Origin of the sequence: Nocardia sp. NPDC060249, assembly GCF_042728755.1 — a bacterium.
GTDB lineage: Bacteria > Actinomycetota > Actinomycetes > Mycobacteriales > Mycobacteriaceae > Nocardia.
On sequence record NZ_JBHXAQ010000002.1, the window covers coordinates 663,049 to 676,432 of the forward strand.

16 protein-coding genes and 1 pseudogene are annotated in these 13,384 nt (G+C 65.4%); 10 read left to right on the plus strand and 7 right to left on the minus strand.

Going from position 1 to position 13,384, the window contains the following annotated elements; translation table 11 throughout:
- Positions 1-35: 35 nt before the first annotated feature.
- The 3 genes from ACFWFP_RS10715 to ACFWFP_RS10725 all read left to right on the plus strand — a co-directional run bounded on the left by ACFWFP_RS10715 (position 36) and on the right by ACFWFP_RS10725 (position 3,545).
- The gene (locus tag ACFWFP_RS10715; RefSeq protein ID WP_379294504.1) at positions 36-2,507 is read left to right on the plus strand and encodes a 2Fe-2S iron-sulfur cluster-binding protein; all 2,472 of its coding nucleotides are present in this window, start codon (positions 36-38) and stop codon (positions 2,505-2,507) included.
- 346 nt (positions 2,508-2,853) lie between these two features.
- On the plus strand, positions 2,854-3,048 hold the full coding sequence (locus tag ACFWFP_RS10720) for a hypothetical protein (RefSeq protein WP_379294505.1): 195 nt from the start codon (positions 2,854-2,856) through the stop codon (positions 3,046-3,048).
- A 263-nt stretch (positions 3,049-3,311) separates the two neighbouring features.
- Positions 3,312-3,545 (plus strand): hypothetical protein, encoded by a 234-nt coding sequence (locus ACFWFP_RS10725; RefSeq protein WP_379294506.1) that lies wholly within the window; start codon positions 3,312-3,314, stop codon positions 3,543-3,545.
- A gap of 138 nt (positions 3,546-3,683) precedes the next feature.
- Here the strand turns inward: ACFWFP_RS10725 and ACFWFP_RS10730 are convergent, their stop codons facing one another.
- Positions 3,684-3,875 (minus strand): hypothetical protein, encoded by a 192-nt coding sequence (locus ACFWFP_RS10730; protein ID WP_379294507.1) that lies wholly within the window; start codon positions 3,873-3,875, stop codon positions 3,684-3,686.
- Between the two features lie 36 nt (positions 3,876-3,911).
- On the opposite strand from ACFWFP_RS10730, the gene ACFWFP_RS10735 reads away from it, so the two are divergent.
- Positions 3,912-4,550, plus strand: coding sequence for a hypothetical protein (locus ACFWFP_RS10735; protein WP_379295120.1), 639 nt, complete (start codon positions 3,912-3,914; stop codon positions 4,548-4,550).
- A 285-nt stretch (positions 4,551-4,835) separates the two neighbouring features.
- Here ACFWFP_RS10735 and ACFWFP_RS10740 read toward each other — a convergent pair whose 3' ends face one another.
- Positions 4,836-5,342 carry a DUF4265 domain-containing protein gene (locus ACFWFP_RS10740; RefSeq protein WP_379294508.1) on the minus strand — a complete coding sequence of 169 codons (507 nt, stop codon included), beginning with the start codon at positions 5,340-5,342 and terminating at the stop codon, positions 4,836-4,838.
- Between the two features lie 203 nt (positions 5,343-5,545).
- Here ACFWFP_RS10740 and ACFWFP_RS10745 point away from each other — a divergent pair, with 203 nt between their 5' ends.
- Both ACFWFP_RS10745 and ACFWFP_RS10750 read left to right on the plus strand, forming a co-directional pair.
- A complete protein-coding gene (locus ACFWFP_RS10745) occupies positions 5,546-5,902 on the plus strand; it encodes a hypothetical protein (RefSeq protein ID WP_379294509.1) in 357 nt (118 codons plus the stop codon).
- Positions 5,896-6,096: a hypothetical protein gene (locus ACFWFP_RS10750; RefSeq protein ID WP_379294510.1), complete on the plus strand. Its 201-nt coding sequence runs from the start codon at positions 5,896-5,898 to the stop codon at positions 6,094-6,096. The genes ACFWFP_RS10745 and ACFWFP_RS10750 overlap by 7 nt, the downstream gene beginning before the upstream one ends.
- Before the next feature lie 93 nt (positions 6,097-6,189).
- On the opposite strand, the pseudogene arfB reads toward ACFWFP_RS10750, so the two are convergent.
- Together arfB and ACFWFP_RS10760 are read right to left on the minus strand one after the other, a co-directional pair.
- Positions 6,190-6,617 (minus strand): annotated as a pseudogene (arfB, locus tag ACFWFP_RS10755) (alternative ribosome rescue aminoacyl-tRNA hydrolase ArfB).
- Positions 6,618-6,863: 246 nt separating this feature from the next.
- Positions 6,864-7,526 carry a TetR/AcrR family transcriptional regulator gene (locus ACFWFP_RS10760; protein ID WP_379294511.1) on the minus strand — a complete coding sequence of 221 codons (663 nt, stop codon included), beginning with the start codon at positions 7,524-7,526 and terminating at the stop codon, positions 6,864-6,866.
- 83 nt (positions 7,527-7,609) lie between these two features.
- Here ACFWFP_RS10760 and ACFWFP_RS10765 point away from each other — a divergent pair, with 83 nt between their 5' ends.
- The 3 genes from ACFWFP_RS10765 to ACFWFP_RS10775 all read left to right on the plus strand — a co-directional run bounded on the left by ACFWFP_RS10765 (position 7,610) and on the right by ACFWFP_RS10775 (position 10,241).
- The gene (locus tag ACFWFP_RS10765; RefSeq protein ID WP_379294512.1) at positions 7,610-8,590 is read left to right on the plus strand and encodes a zinc-binding dehydrogenase; all 981 of its coding nucleotides are present in this window, start codon (positions 7,610-7,612) and stop codon (positions 8,588-8,590) included.
- 97 nt (positions 8,591-8,687) lie between these two features.
- Positions 8,688-9,329: a TetR/AcrR family transcriptional regulator gene (locus ACFWFP_RS10770; RefSeq protein ID WP_379294513.1), complete on the plus strand. Its 642-nt coding sequence runs from the start codon at positions 8,688-8,690 to the stop codon at positions 9,327-9,329.
- A 57-nt stretch (positions 9,330-9,386) separates the two neighbouring features.
- Complete coding sequence (locus tag ACFWFP_RS10775) at positions 9,387-10,241, plus strand: metal-dependent hydrolase (RefSeq protein ID WP_379294514.1); 855 nt, start codon at positions 9,387-9,389, stop codon at positions 10,239-10,241.
- Between the two features lie 181 nt (positions 10,242-10,422).
- Here the strand turns inward: ACFWFP_RS10775 and ACFWFP_RS10780 are convergent, their stop codons facing one another.
- The 3 genes from ACFWFP_RS10780 to ACFWFP_RS10790 form a co-directional block, all read right to left on the minus strand.
- Positions 10,423-10,773, minus strand: a complete 351-nt coding sequence (locus ACFWFP_RS10780; RefSeq protein WP_379294515.1) for an HNH endonuclease — start codon at positions 10,771-10,773, stop codon at positions 10,423-10,425.
- A 123-nt stretch (positions 10,774-10,896) separates the two neighbouring features.
- A complete protein-coding gene (locus tag ACFWFP_RS10785) occupies positions 10,897-12,123 on the minus strand; it encodes a lipase family protein (RefSeq protein WP_379294516.1) in 1,227 nt (408 codons plus the stop codon).
- Between the two features lie 149 nt (positions 12,124-12,272).
- Positions 12,273-13,064: a TipAS antibiotic-recognition domain-containing protein gene (locus tag ACFWFP_RS10790; RefSeq protein WP_379294517.1), complete on the minus strand. Its 792-nt coding sequence runs from the start codon at positions 13,062-13,064 to the stop codon at positions 12,273-12,275.
- On the opposite strand from ACFWFP_RS10790, the gene ACFWFP_RS10795 reads away from it, so the two are divergent.
- Positions 12,986-13,234, plus strand: a complete 249-nt coding sequence (locus tag ACFWFP_RS10795) for a transposase (RefSeq protein ID WP_379294518.1) — start codon at positions 12,986-12,988, stop codon at positions 13,232-13,234. The genes ACFWFP_RS10790 and ACFWFP_RS10795 overlap by 79 nt on opposite strands.
- The last annotated feature ends 150 nt before the right edge of the window (positions 13,235-13,384 follow it).

Here is a 13,384-nt window from a genome sequence, read left to right on the forward strand (position 1 = left end):
GCGGAACAGCCGGACAGCGACGTCGGAGGATGTGGGTGAAGACCGAACAGGCAAGCCGCCGGTGCAGACGGCGAGTGCACGCGATCGTGCTGGGCGCGAGCACGGGCGGGCTACTGGCCGCGCGCGTGCTCAGCGAGCAGTTCGACCGCGTCACCATCATCGAGCGCGATGACCTGTCGGCGCCGGGCGACCGGCGTGGGGTACCGCAGGGCAGGCACGTGCACGCGCTGCTGGCACGGGGCAAACGCAACTTCGAGGCGCTGTTTCCCGGCATCACCGCGGAACTGATGGCCGACGGGGCGGTGCAGTGCCGGTCACTGACCGAGATGCGGATGAGCGTTTCCGGGCACACCCTCTACCAGTCCGACGGCGGCTACTCACTGCTACAGGCCAGTCGCCCGTTCCTGGAATGGCGTGTGCGCCAGCGTGTTCGATCCTTGCCGAACGTGCAGATCCTGGACCGGCACACCGTGCACGGCCTGCGCACCGACACCACCGGCACGACGGTGACCGGCGCGATGGTCGAGAACGACCGCGACGGCACGCACCTGGAGATGGCTGCCGATCTGGTCGTGAGTTGCATGGGTCGGCACGGGCCGATCAACGACTGGCTCGACGCGCTCGGATACGAGCGGCCCGCCGAGGAAGGCGTGCGCATCGACATGCTGTACGCCAGCCGCTACCTACGCCTGCCCGCCGCGATGGTGGGTGGGGACAAAGAGATCATCATCGCCGACCGGGACCCCGCACGCGGGCTGGCGCTGTTCGCGATCGAGGACGGGATGCACATCCTGACCTTGATCGGGTACGGCAACGACCACCCGCCCTCGGATCCGGAAGGCTATTGGCGGTTCGCGGCATCGGTCGCGCCGCCGGACGTGCAGCGGGCTCTACTCGAGGCCGAACCGCTCAGTGGCATCAGCACCTACCGGTATCTGGCCAATCAACGCCGCCGCTACGAGCGCCTGGCGCGGTTCCCGCAGGGGCTGCTGGTGTTCGGGGACGGGGTGTGCAGCTTCAGCCCCGCGTTCGGGCAGGGAATGACGGTCTCCTCGCTGCAAGCCCTGCGTTTGCGTGAGGTCCTCGCGCACGGGGATCACGATCTGGCTCGCCGCTTTTTCGCGGCCGCGGCCGAGGCCATCGACGACGCGTGGATGATTACCCGGCTGTTCGACCTCGCCATGCCGCACGTGGACTCACAGGGACCCCCGCACACCCGCGTGTTCCGTGAGCTGACGCAGCTCGCCGTCGCGATCGGCGCCCGGGATCCGCTGGTCGGACAACAGATCTCCCGCATCGCGGGCCTGCTCGACCGGCCGCATACTGCGCTGCGACCGGCGCTGCTGAGCCGGATCCTGCGCCATGGTGCCGCGGTGGGCATCGAGCATCTGCGTGCTGCTGTGAGCCCCGGTCGCGCAGGGGGCGAGTTCGATCCGCTGCCCGCGATTCCCGCACGGGGATTCCACCTGCTGCGTGTGGCGTCGGTGCACCCCGATGGGCCGGATTGCGTGCTTGTCGAGCTCACAGTGCCGCCGGAGCTGGCCGAGCGGTATCGGTTCCTCGCGGGTCAACACGTGGTCATCCGCGGACGCCGGCATGATCAGCCGGTCCGGCGCAGCTACTCGCTGTACAACTCCCCCGATCACGCCGTACTCCGCATCGGGGTGAAACGCCAACCGGGCGGGGCGTTCTCGGACTACGCACTCGATCACCTCACCCCCGGAACACTGCTGCACGTATCGGAGCCGTCCGGAACCTTCACCGCCACACCACAACCCGGACACACCGGTCACTACGCCGCGGTCGCCGCCGGTAGCGGTATCACGCCGATCCTGTCGATCATCGCCTCGCTCCTGGCCGGTGAACCCGAGAGCACCTTCACCATCTACTACGGCAGCCGCACAGCGCACACCATGATGCTGGCCACCCACCTCGCCGCACTGACCACCCGCTTCTCCGGACGGTTGCGCGTCATCCACCACCTGTCCCGTGAACAACGACAACTTCCCGAGGACACCGACGCGACCACCCATCGGCCCGGTCGTATCGACCCGGCAGACCTCACCGGCGTGGACGCGGACCGCTGGTTCATCTGCGGACCCGATCCCCTGCTACGGGCAACAGTCGATGTGCTGACCTCGCGGGGCATCGACCACGACCACATCCACACCGAACTGTTCGAGACCATCGAGAGCAGACCCGTTGCGGCGCAACCGGGAACCCCTCCCGCGCAGGTGACTTTGACCGGATACGGCGACGACCTGGTGTTCAGCATGGCGCGGGACCGTTCCATCCTCACCACCGCGATCGAGCACCGCGAAGACCTGCCCTACTCGTGCCTGGGTGGCTCCTGCGGCACCTGCGTGGCCACCGTGAAATCCGGGCAGGTCGTCATGGACCCCGACCCGCTCTTGGCGATCACCGGTACCGACATCGCCGAGGGCAAGGTACTGGCCTGCCGAGCCCACCCTGCTTCGAGCGAAGTCACCCTCCAATTCGACCACTGACCCTCTGCAATGCCGATTACCGATCGATGCGCACCGCTGCTTGGGACGCATCGCGGGCTGGGCGCTATGGAATGCTGGGCCGATGAAGTTGATCGGAAGCGACGGGTACGGGGTGGAGTTGGGAGTGGTGGATTACCAATTTCCTGATGCAGTCGACCCAGAACACCGGCGAAGCTGGCTGATCATCAGAGGGACTGCGCACTCTCCACAAGGAACATGGTCTTTCCGCTGGCCGGCATTGACTTCGGAGGATGCCGTCGCGCTGGCACAGTGGCTTCACCATGCGACAGACCTATCTGCTGACAACGAACCCCGCAGTGCGCGAATGAGTTTCACCTAACCGAACTTGACCTTCTCCTACGTCACGGAGGAGGCGAGCCTGATCGATCTGAGCATCGGTCTAGATTTGGAGTTCTCGCCGCCGTGGCAACGACATAACCGCGCGGACGATCCGTTCGTCATCTCCTGCCGGGTCGATGCCGAGTCCCTATCGGCCGCAGCGAACGACTGGACCGCCGAGATCGGCTCGTATCCGCCTTGAGGGACGCGCCTGAAGACGAAACGCACTCTTTGCCGCTGGGCGCGCGGTCACGAACGTACGCACCTGCCGAGTGAGTGCAGGGCTGTGCGGAGGAAGGCTCGGTCGGTCCCGCTCTGATTCAATGCGGGCTTGATGATCAGGAGGTATCTATGTCGGCTTATGGTCCAGCGCTTTTCGTTTCCAGGAAGGACGGCGCGGATTTGTCGGAGCGGGAGCAGGAGCGGGTGCTCGAGCTCGTTCGAGCTGCTTGTCTGGACTCGAGAATGACCGACGGTGAGGGGTTTCCGGTCGAACCGTCGAACTGCGGTTACGACGAGGAAGAGGCCAGGTCGCTGGGAATCCTGCTGTACTCCTCGTATGCCTATGCCGGCATGCCTGAAGAAGTCCGAGCCGACGTGGAACACAGCTGGGAACAGGAGGGCGCACGAGTGGCGGCGAAGGTCGAGGAGCGCTTCCCTGGGATCTACGCGTTCACGAGCTACGGAGTCGAGAACTGACAGTCGCCGGATATCCGCAGTTGCCGCTGATCGGTTGTCCGGCAAGGCGGCTCGATGAGGTCGCCTGAACACGCTCTTCTGCCGATGGCAGGTTGTTGCCGACCCGGCGAATAGGGGGATGCGACCGACGATCTTCGATCAGGACTTGCCGTCATCGACTGGCGGGGTGGGGCCCGGTCGGCTGGATTCGTCGCCGAGGCGCGCGTGCAGCCGTTCGCGGACCTGGTCCGGGGTGTATGCGCGACGTTTGCGTTCGGCCCGAACGATGACCACCCCGGTTGCCGCGACACCCGCGGTCCCGGCCAGACCCAATATCTTCCACCAGCGCATGCGCCTAGGCTAGTCGCTGTGTCACGCGAAACGCCGATGAGTGTCGACTTGGACGAAGCAGTAGAGCTGACGCGAACGGGAGATCTCTGGCTGTTTCGCGGGCATTCGCGAGCCGATCGCGCGATACAGGGGCTGACCAACAGCCCGGTGAACCACGTCGGCATGGCAGTGGTCATCGATGACCTGCCGGCGCTGATATGGCATGCCGAGCTCGGTCGGGCACTGCCGGATATCTGGTCGGGTAGCCATCATCGCGGAGCCCAGCTACACGATGTGCGGGCTGCGGTCATCCGATGGACTCAGGAGTACGGGCAACAGGCGTGGATGCGTCAGTTGGATCGGCCGGTGACCCGCGAGATGGAGGATGCAGCGCTGCGGGCGGTAGCGAGGCTGGACGGCATGCCGTTCCCCTCCACCGGCGCGCTGGCGGGGCGCTGGCTGCTGGGCCGGGTGCCGGTACCGAAGCGGTCGAAAGAGCGCGAGTCCGATCATGCCGGTCTGGAGAACGCCTACTGCGCGGAGATCGTCGCCATGACGTATGAGGCCATGGGCTTGTTGCCGAATAGACGTCCGAATTGGTATGACCCGGGCAGGTTTTGGAGTGGCGACAACCTGCGATTGGCCGAGGGGTATCACCTTGGCGGGGAAATCACGGTGCACGTTCCCGACCACTGACCTCGGCGACTCCCGCCACGAGTGACACCCCCACCATCGTGCACGGACCACGCCCACGGAAGCGCGGCAATGCCGATGAGCGAGCCTGTCATGGTGCTGGCGCGAGTACCTCGACGACATCGGCCAAGCCGACGCACTCAACTGCCGCGACCCGCGCGGTAGCTGGAGCTGTGGCTCGGCGGCCGAACGCCCAGGCATACCGATGGGGCAGCCGGACAACAGCTTTACGGGGCGTCCGGTCGCGTGCCCTGCCGCTGGTGACGAACCACGGTCATGGCGGCGGGTCTACTTCGCGTCGCCGGCCTGGAACTGTTCTACATCGCCCCACTCCCACGCGATCCGTCCGCCGTCAGCAACGTCCTTGATCAGCGCCCACACGGTATGGATGATGCTGCCGGGAGGCAGGTCGATCGCGATATGGCGGTCCCCGCTCCATTCCGATTTCAGGTGGCATTGCGTTGTGGCGTCGTCGATGGCGCCGTGCAGTTGTGTGGCCTCGTTGTCTGACAGCGTCGGCAGCAGGAGGACGCGGAAGACGCGGTGCCCGGACTTCTCGAGCAGTTCTGTCACCTGCTGACCGGCCGGATCCAACCTCACGCGATCACCGAGCGCGAGGCCGTAGACGCGGAAGGGAATGCATGCAACCTCGAACGTATCCTCACCCCGCGACGTGAGCCAGAGCTGTTCGAGTGAGTGCGGAAAGCCGTATGGTTCGAGGTTGGCCATGGCTATGTGATCGGAATTATCACGGTCAGCCGGTGATTCATGAGTGATGTAGTACGGTCCGGGCATTGGGGCGACTCTCGATCTGATGGGACTACTGTGTTCGGGCATCTCGAAGGCAGTGAGTGCGTACGTACGATAATGCCGCTGGGCGCGCGGCCACGAACGTCCGCTTCTGCCACGCCCTGGTCACTCAACTCCGATGGCAGCGCGGAGCTGGGTTGCTGACAGGCTGTGCTGTTGGGTCCCGGACGGTCTGCGAACATGATGTCGTGCTGGATATTCGCAACGACCCGGTCCTTGCCGCACTTGCTCATGACATCGATCAGCGTTGTCGGTTGCGTGGGTCCTTCCAGCTGCGATCGGGAATTGTTGCCGACGAGTACTTCGACAAGTACTTGTTCGAGGCCGATCCTCAGCTGCTGCGACGGGTCACCGAACAGATGGCCAGTCTGGTACCGGAAGACACCGAGATGCTCGGTGGCCTCGAACTGGGCGGCATCCCACTCGTCACGATGCTGAGCCAGCTGACCGGACTGCCCTCGCTGTTCATCGGAAGACAGCCAAACCCTATGGCACGCAACAACTTGCCGAAGGCGGCGATGTGCGAGGCCGTCGCATCGTGTTGATCGAGGATGTCATCACTACGGGTGGAGCGGTAGTCGCCGCTACCGAGCAGTTGCGATCGCAGGGGGCGATCGTCGACACGGTCATCTGTGCGATCGACCGCTCGACCCCTGATACCAACCAGCTCCCGTCGGTTCACGTAGCCGTACGCCCCGTACTGACCAAACAACTTCTCGACGCGGTGCATCAGCAGTAGGTGCAGGGAGATCATCGGATTCAACAAATCCGGCGAGCTGCCTCTTCGGTAACGATTGTGCCGCCGATACCCTGACCTGCGGGTTGCTGTCGGCTAGTCGTCGGGGGACGCACGGCGGTTGCGTTTGGTGACGCCGCGTCGCTTCTTCGCGGAGATGCGTCGTTCCTTCGCTCCGCGCGAGGGCTTGGTGGCGCGGCGAACGGGTGGCGGGGCTGCGGCGGCGTCGCGTAGCAGCGAGGCCAGGCGTTCGCGGGCGGCCGCGCGGTTCTGTAGTTGGCGCGTTGTTCCGATGCGGCGATCGTGAGCACCCCGTTGACCAGGCGGGTGGCCAGTCGGTCGAGCATCCGGGTGCGCAGCCACTCGGGCACCGAGGGCGAGTTGGCGAGGTCGAACGATAGCTCTACCCGGCTGTCGGTGGTGTTGACGTGTTGCCCTCCCGGGCCGGACGACCGTGAGAACCGCTCGCGCAACTCGGACGCGGGTATCACCAGTCCCCGAGTCACGGTCAGGTCCTCTGCCATGATCCGACGCCGCACTTTCCGATCGAACAGTCGCCTCGGCCAGGTCGGCCAAGGCGCGACTGAACGGTGACCTTGTCGTTCACGATAGCGACGACCTGGTCGACAGGTAACAACAGGCCGTACCTCCGCACGGCACGCCAGTGGGCTGCCGTGACACCACCAAAGGCGACCTCGCGGTACGCGCGATCCGTACACGGATTCCCGATGCTCGACCACGGTGCGTGCGTCTGGATCTCTCGCACGTCATCAGCCATCCCCGCCCGCGCTTGTGCCGCCGGGTTTGCGTCGGGGCGTCGAGGGCATCAATCGTGGCACCGGCGGTAGCGGTACAGACCCCGGTGCGGCCCGGAACGCCTGGATCATGAGCGCGGCGAATCGGCGAGAGGCCGCGATCCGTGCTGCCGAGGTGCCGGCATGGATGCCGTTGTTGGCCATGATCATCAGGATGAGATCGTCCACCACGACATCGGGGCGCAGGTGGCCGGTGTTCTTGGCGCGTCGGATCAATTCGGCGGCGCCGGTGAGCGAGGAGTTGCGGATCGCGGCGAAGTCCAGTGCGTGCGGGTAGGCGGACATGAAGGCCGCGGCGAATCCGTGGTCGCGGGCTTGCAGCTCGCAGAGCTTCTCGACGGTGAGGCAGAAGCCGTGCCAGGGATCGGGGTCGGCGAGCCCCTCGTCTACGAGAGTCCGGCAGGCGAGCATCTGGTCGGTGAACGCCTCGGCGACCAGCATCTCCTTGGTCGGGAAATGGCGATAGAGGGTGGCGGGGCCGACCTGGGCGCGCCGGGCGATCTCCCGCATCGGCACTTCCAGGCCATCGATGACGAACACCGCGCGGGCCGCATCGAGGATGCGTTCGCGGTTGTCCCGGGCATCCGAACGCAGGGTGTGAGGCAAACGAGTGGTCACCGCTCTCACTTTAACTAAACGGACGGGGGCGTCCGTTACGGTCCCACTGGTCAGTTCCCCTCGAACAGAACACGGAGACACCGATGAAGGCAGTAGTGGTCCGAGCATTCGGAGGTCCCGAGGTCCTCGCGGTGGTCGAACTCCCCCACCCGAATCCGGCCGCCGGACAGGTGTTGATCACGACCGAGGCGATCGGCGTCGGCGGTGTCGACACCCTTGTCCGCAGCGGGGCGCTGGCCGCCTTCGGGATCACGCCGGGTCACATTCTCGGCCAAGAGGTCGTAGGCACCGTGACCGAGGTCGGCGAGGGCGTCGACACAGGATGGATCGGTCAGCGTGTGTGGGCGTTCACCGGCGAAGGCGGCGGCTACACCGAGCTCGCCGTCGCCTCGCTTGAGACGCTCGTTCCCGTCCCGGCAGCCCTCTCGGCGGTCGACGCGGTGACACTCGGCAGCTCGGCCATGGTGGCCCACTTCGCTTTGCGCCATGCGCATTTCGCGCGCGGAGAGTCGGTGCTGGTGCGTGGCGCGGCGGGCGGAATCGGAGTGGTGGCGGTTCAGCTCGCCGCCCGTGGCGGTGCCGGTGTGGTCGCGGTCACGACCTCCTCACCGGAACGCGGCGATCGCCTGCGCGCTCTCGGCGCGACACGTGTGCTCGACCGCGCCGGCCGGGGTGCGGAGAGCGCTCCCGCAGGCTACGACGTCATCATCGACATCGCCGCGGGTGCGGATCTACCGTCGTTTTTCACCGAGCTCGAGCCCAACGGTCGCATGGTGGTCGTCGGTGTCATGGCAGGCATGCCACCGGCGGATTTCGGCGTGGAGATGGTCAAGGCGTTCAGGAAATCGACGTCGTTCGCGACCTTCAGTGCCGACACCGTGCCTACATCAGATCGACGCGCCGCAACGGTCGAACTCTTCGCGGCCGCGGTGCGCGGCGAGCTGAAAGCGGTTGTGCACGAGGAACTGTCACTGGAGCAAGCCGTGCTGGCGCACCAGAAGATGGAGGCCGGTGAGGTGTTCGGCAGAATCGTGCTCATCCCCTCGGTCAGCAAGGACTGGTGAGATCGCTCGCCGCCCCAGGCGTCCTGTATGCCACCTCTGTAGACATCCCTTTACAAGAAACATAGACGGTTTACGGTTTATGTGTGAAGCTGAGGTCATGCCATCACCTCGTATCCGGCGAACACAGGCAGAGCGGACAGCCGACACCCGGCGCGCACTACTGGACGCGACCTTCGACGCCTTGGTGGAGGTGGGATTCAAGGCCACGACGACGACCGAGGTCGCGCACCGTGCCGGGGTGTCGCTGGGTGCGCTGCTGCACCACTTTCCGACGAAGGCCGATCTGCTGACCGGTGCGGTGACGCATTCCTTCGGACGCCGGATCGAGGATTACGGGCTGCTGATGGCCGGGCTGGATCCCGCGGCGGACAAGCTCGACGCGGCGATCGATCTGCTGTGGTCGATGTACGCGCGCCCCACATTCATCGCGTGGCACGAGTTGTGGGTGGCGGCCAGGACCGACCCGGACTTGGCGGCTCCGATGATCGAGATCGACCGACAATTCATGGTGGCCAGCGAACTGCTCTACACGCAACTGTTCCCTGCCACCGACGACGCCCCCGGTCGGCTCGACAAAGCGGTCGGGCTGAATCTTGTCTACGCGCTGCTCACCGGCCTGGCGACAGCGCAATCGCTCCCCGGATACGAACCGTTTCGCACCGACGAAGTCCTCGACGCGTTCAAGGCGATGATTCGCGCGTACCTCGGCACAGCACAGCCGCCCAGCGTCGGCCGATGAATAGCTTTGTCTCGCAGCACTAATCGAATATCAGCAACCACCGAGGGGGGATCCTCCATGAACACCACCGATCCGATCAAGCGTGTCGTGCGTGCGCGCCGCATCCGATTCGCCTATCCCACCGGAACACTCGACCGGCATTATGTCGACGGAGATCTGGTGATGAGCCACGTGATCGCGTATCTCTCGTCGACGTTTCCCGAAGGCGAGGACTTCTTCGTCCGCTCGGTTCGCCGTTTCGCCGGCGATGTCACCGACCACGAACTGAAGTCGCAGATACAGGGCTTCATCGGCCAGGAAGTCACCCATGGTCGCGAGCATCGCGCCCTGAACGAGCGCCTCCAGGACATGGGCTATCCCACCCGGCGAGGAGACCGCACCACACGCCGCATCCTGACCAGGTACGAGCGCTTCTTCTCGCCACTGACCTGCCTGGCGATCACGGCCGCACTCGAGCACTTCACCGCGGTGTTCGCCGAGACGCTGCTCTCCGACAAACGAGCCCAGGCACTGCTCGGCGCCACCGAGGTCCGGTCGATGCTGCTGTGGCACGCGATCGAGGAATCCGAACACCGGGCAGTCGCCTTCGACGTCTACCGCGCCGCCGGCGGCACAGAACGCCGACGTATCTGGGCGATGCGCGGCATATCGGCCTCTTTCTTCACCGCAATCGTCATCAATACAACACTGTCGCTGCTCGGCGACCGCGCCAGCTACAACCCGGTCCGGCTGATACGCAGCCTTGCCGCTATCCCCCACTCACCGTTCCTGACGCGCGCTGTCCAGCGCCGGGCCGGGGCATACAACGAGCGAGGCTTCCACCCCGACGACACCGACAACACCGCTCTACTCGAGCACTGGACCGCAACACTGTTCGGCGAGAAAGGCACACTCGTCGATCATCTGCGCTGACGGCAACCACACATCAATTCGCCGATTCGACACTGACACAACGACCCCGCGCGAGGCCACGCGACGAAACGCGCGAACGCGATCGGTCGGGCACAGACCGGAAAGGAGCTGGAGGGGGACGCCGCGTGCGCGTGAACGGCCTTCTTCCACTACCCATGACAGCCAGACACTTCCCGCTCCACTAGGCGAACCGTGTGGTGAGATCGGTCGCGATCTCGTAGTGGCGCACCAGGAACGAGCGTTCGTCCAGCTTCTTGCGGCGCAGCCAGCCGGTCACTTCGGCGTTGCACTTGCTGGCGTTGCACGACCCACACGCGGGCACGACGTTGCCGAGCGTGTAGCGGCCGCCGCGCGAGATGGCCTGTACGCAGTCCTTCTGCAGTGAAGTGACGGGAGATCGGCAGTAGGCGCACCCGCCCCAGGACGTCTTGAGCGCGTCCCATTGCGCGTCGGTGAGATCGTGGGCGACGGCCGCCATCCGCTTCTTGCGCTTGCGTGCGGCCCGAACCTGTTTGCTACCGCCAGTCGGCACGAGGGTCAGGATACGCGTCGCGAGGGTGGACCGGGCGGAGGCCGGGCGCGCTGTTTCCGACACCGTAGATTCCGGATCTGGCTCTGCTCGCCGAGCCCATGGACCGCCGAGAACTGATGCCGCTCAGCAGGTGCTTGCCGCTGGCTTCGCCGCGAAGCGGTCGGCCAGATAGGTCAGGGCCGTCGACATTCCCAGCATGGCTTCGGTACCGTGCTCGCCGACCGAATTCTCCACCAGCTGCACCGGAATCCCAGCGGCGCAGTATTTTCCGGCCAGCGCCCGGGCCGCACCGATAGGTGCGAACTCGTCAGCGACAGCGTGATGGACCAGCACCGGGACGGCGGGCGCACCCGGGCGGAACAGGGGACTTGCCTTGCGCACCACCGTGCTCAATTCGGTGTTGTTCGTGATCGACCCGGGCCAGGCTTCCAGCGTCGCCGCATCGAGAAACGGATACGCGAGCGCGGCGTCGGGCACGCAATGGGCACGGCTTTCGGCCAGCATCCTGCGGCCGGATTCGTTGAGGTAGTGGGCCACATCGGCTTCCGGATAGGACCGGTTCAACCCCACCAGGCCGACCACGACCGCCCCACCGGCGATTCCACCGCTGAAGCCGGACATGGTGGCTTCCAGGTCAGCGACGACCCCGCCCAGCACCACACCGGCCAACCGCAGTTCCGGGGCGTAAGTGGGGTGCGATTGCGCGGCAATAGCGGTGGCCTGTGCACCACCGGAGTAACCCCACATGCCGATCGGCGCCGCCGGGTCGACAGCCGCGGGCGCGAACGCCCTGGCGGCGCGAATACCGTCCAGCACGCCGTGGACATACCCGTCGGCGCCGAACAACTCGGAATCGGGACCCTGATAGTCCGGTACGACCAGAGCCCACCCTTGTTGCAAGGCAAACCGAATCATGCCGGTCTCGGCGTACGCGCCGCTGGGGGCTCCGTCGATCCCACCACGCAGCGCATACGAGGGTGCGCATTTCGAGCCGACGCCGTCTTCGGCAACCTGGTACGACAGCAGCGGGCGCGGACCGTCGCCAGTCCATTCTTGGTGCGGTACAAGAACTGTCGCGACATAGGCGCGGGGTGCCCCGTGATTGTCGACCGTCTTGTACTGCACCTGCCACGCCGCTGCCGGCAGCGGCTGCCCGAACGACTCCGTGGCGATCACCCGCGACGCGAGTACTGTCCCATCGGCCAGGTCGGCGAGATCCTCGGGCTCGGCGTAGAACGAATCCTGTTCCGGCAGCGGCACTGCCGCAGCCGAACCCGCGCACGCCGCGACCAGCGCGAAAACTGCGCCGACAACCGTCGCCCGCCATGTCGCGATCTGTACCACCCGCATCGAACACCCCGCCCCGAGAACCTGTTCTAGTTTGTGTCGGCGAGCGTAGTACATTCGAGGGGACACGACACCCGAACCGCGTGACGAGCGGCAATATCCGAATTGCGGCCACTCGCGTGAGCTGGTGACCTGTCCGGATGCCGCCCACCTCAGGTGAGTCGGGTGTCGGCGAAGACCACCATCGCGTCGCGGTAGTACGTCGCAAGCCCCGCAGCGATTCGGTCGAAATTCTCGGCGTTGGCCGGATCATCATATGCACCAGCCAGTGCCTTGAACCCCCGAGCGTCCGGGTCCCAGCTGGTACGCACGAGCTGGTACGCCGCCTCGATCTCCGCCTGTACAGACGGGTCACCCACCGCGGTCTCGGATGCCATGAATTCCGCCATCCGAATCATCGCCGCGGTCGTTTCTCGCTGCATCCGTTCGATGTCCTCGACACTGAGCGAGTCGATGAACTGTTGCGATCGCTGCTGGACCTGTTCCTGATCGGGCCGATCGTCGCTTTGTACCGCCTCGTACTGGTTCGGGTCGAAACCTTCGAAAAGGTTTTCCGGCCTGTTGATTTCGGTCATCGATCCTGTTCCCTTCTGTCTCTCGAGTTCCTCGATCGTGCGGGCAAGCGCGCGTGCCACCCGGGTGAGACGATCACGCTTGCGGGTCACCCTGGCGTGGTGCTCACGCAGCGCCTGCAGGTGGTCGGTCTGTCCGTCGAGGACCGCCGCGATGGCATCGAGCGGCATATCCAACTCGCGCAACACGAGAATCTGTTGCAACCGCAGCAGTTGTTCCTGCTGGTAGACGCGATAGCCGTTGCTGCGAACACCGGCAGGCGAAAGCAGCCCGATCTCGTCGTGGTGACAAGGTGCGAGTGGTGTTGTCGGTGCTGGCCGGTGAGATGAGTGCCACGGAGGCCGCGCGGCGGCGCGGGGTGAGCACGGCATCGGTTGGGAAGTGGAAGCAGGCGTTCCTGGAGGCGGGGACGAAGGCGCTGGACGAGGCGCCCAGCGGCCCAGCCGGAGCGCAGGGATCGCCGGAGCAGCGGCGGTTGCGGATGGAGAACGAGCAGCTGAAGCTGGCGCTGGCCGAAGCGACGGTGCAGCTGCGGGTCTGACAGCACGGTGCAGCCTTGGTGGACCAGGTCCCTTCGCTGACCTCGAAGCCCTGAGAGCGGCAGAGGGACTGTCGGTTTCGAGGCACTTCGGGGGGCGATCCTGTTACCTTTTGCGGACCGCACTCGTCATAGAAGCGACGACCGATTACG

Excerpts from the sequence above, each read along its gene's own strand:
- ACFWFP_RS10725 (WP_379294506.1), top strand. The coding sequence starts at position 3,312 with ATGACCGACGGTGAGGGGTTTCCGGTCGAACCGTCGAACTGCGGTTAC.
- ACFWFP_RS10730 (WP_379294507.1), bottom strand. The coding sequence starts at position 3,875 with ATGCGCTGGTGGAAGATATTGGGTCTGGCCGGGACCGCGGGTGTCGCG.
- ACFWFP_RS10735 (WP_379295120.1), top strand. The coding sequence starts at position 3,912 with ATGAGTGTCGACTTGGACGAAGCAGTAGAGCTGACGCGAACGGGAGAT.
- ACFWFP_RS10740 (WP_379294508.1), bottom strand. The coding sequence starts at position 5,342 with ATGCCCGGACCGTACTACATCACTCATGAATCACCGGCTGACCGTGAT.
- ACFWFP_RS10765 (WP_379294512.1), top strand. The coding sequence starts at position 7,610 with ATGAAGGCAGTAGTGGTCCGAGCATTCGGAGGTCCCGAGGTCCTCGCG.
- ACFWFP_RS10770 (WP_379294513.1), top strand. The coding sequence starts at position 8,688 with ATGCCATCACCTCGTATCCGGCGAACACAGGCAGAGCGGACAGCCGAC.
- ACFWFP_RS10775 (WP_379294514.1), top strand. The coding sequence starts at position 9,387 with ATGAACACCACCGATCCGATCAAGCGTGTCGTGCGTGCGCGCCGCATC.
- ACFWFP_RS10785 (WP_379294516.1), bottom strand. The coding sequence starts at position 12,123 with ATGCGGGTGGTACAGATCGCGACATGGCGGGCGACGGTTGTCGGCGCA.
- ACFWFP_RS10790 (WP_379294517.1), bottom strand. The coding sequence starts at position 13,064 with ATGCCGTGCTCACCCCGCGCCGCCGCGCGGCCTCCGTGGCACTCATCT.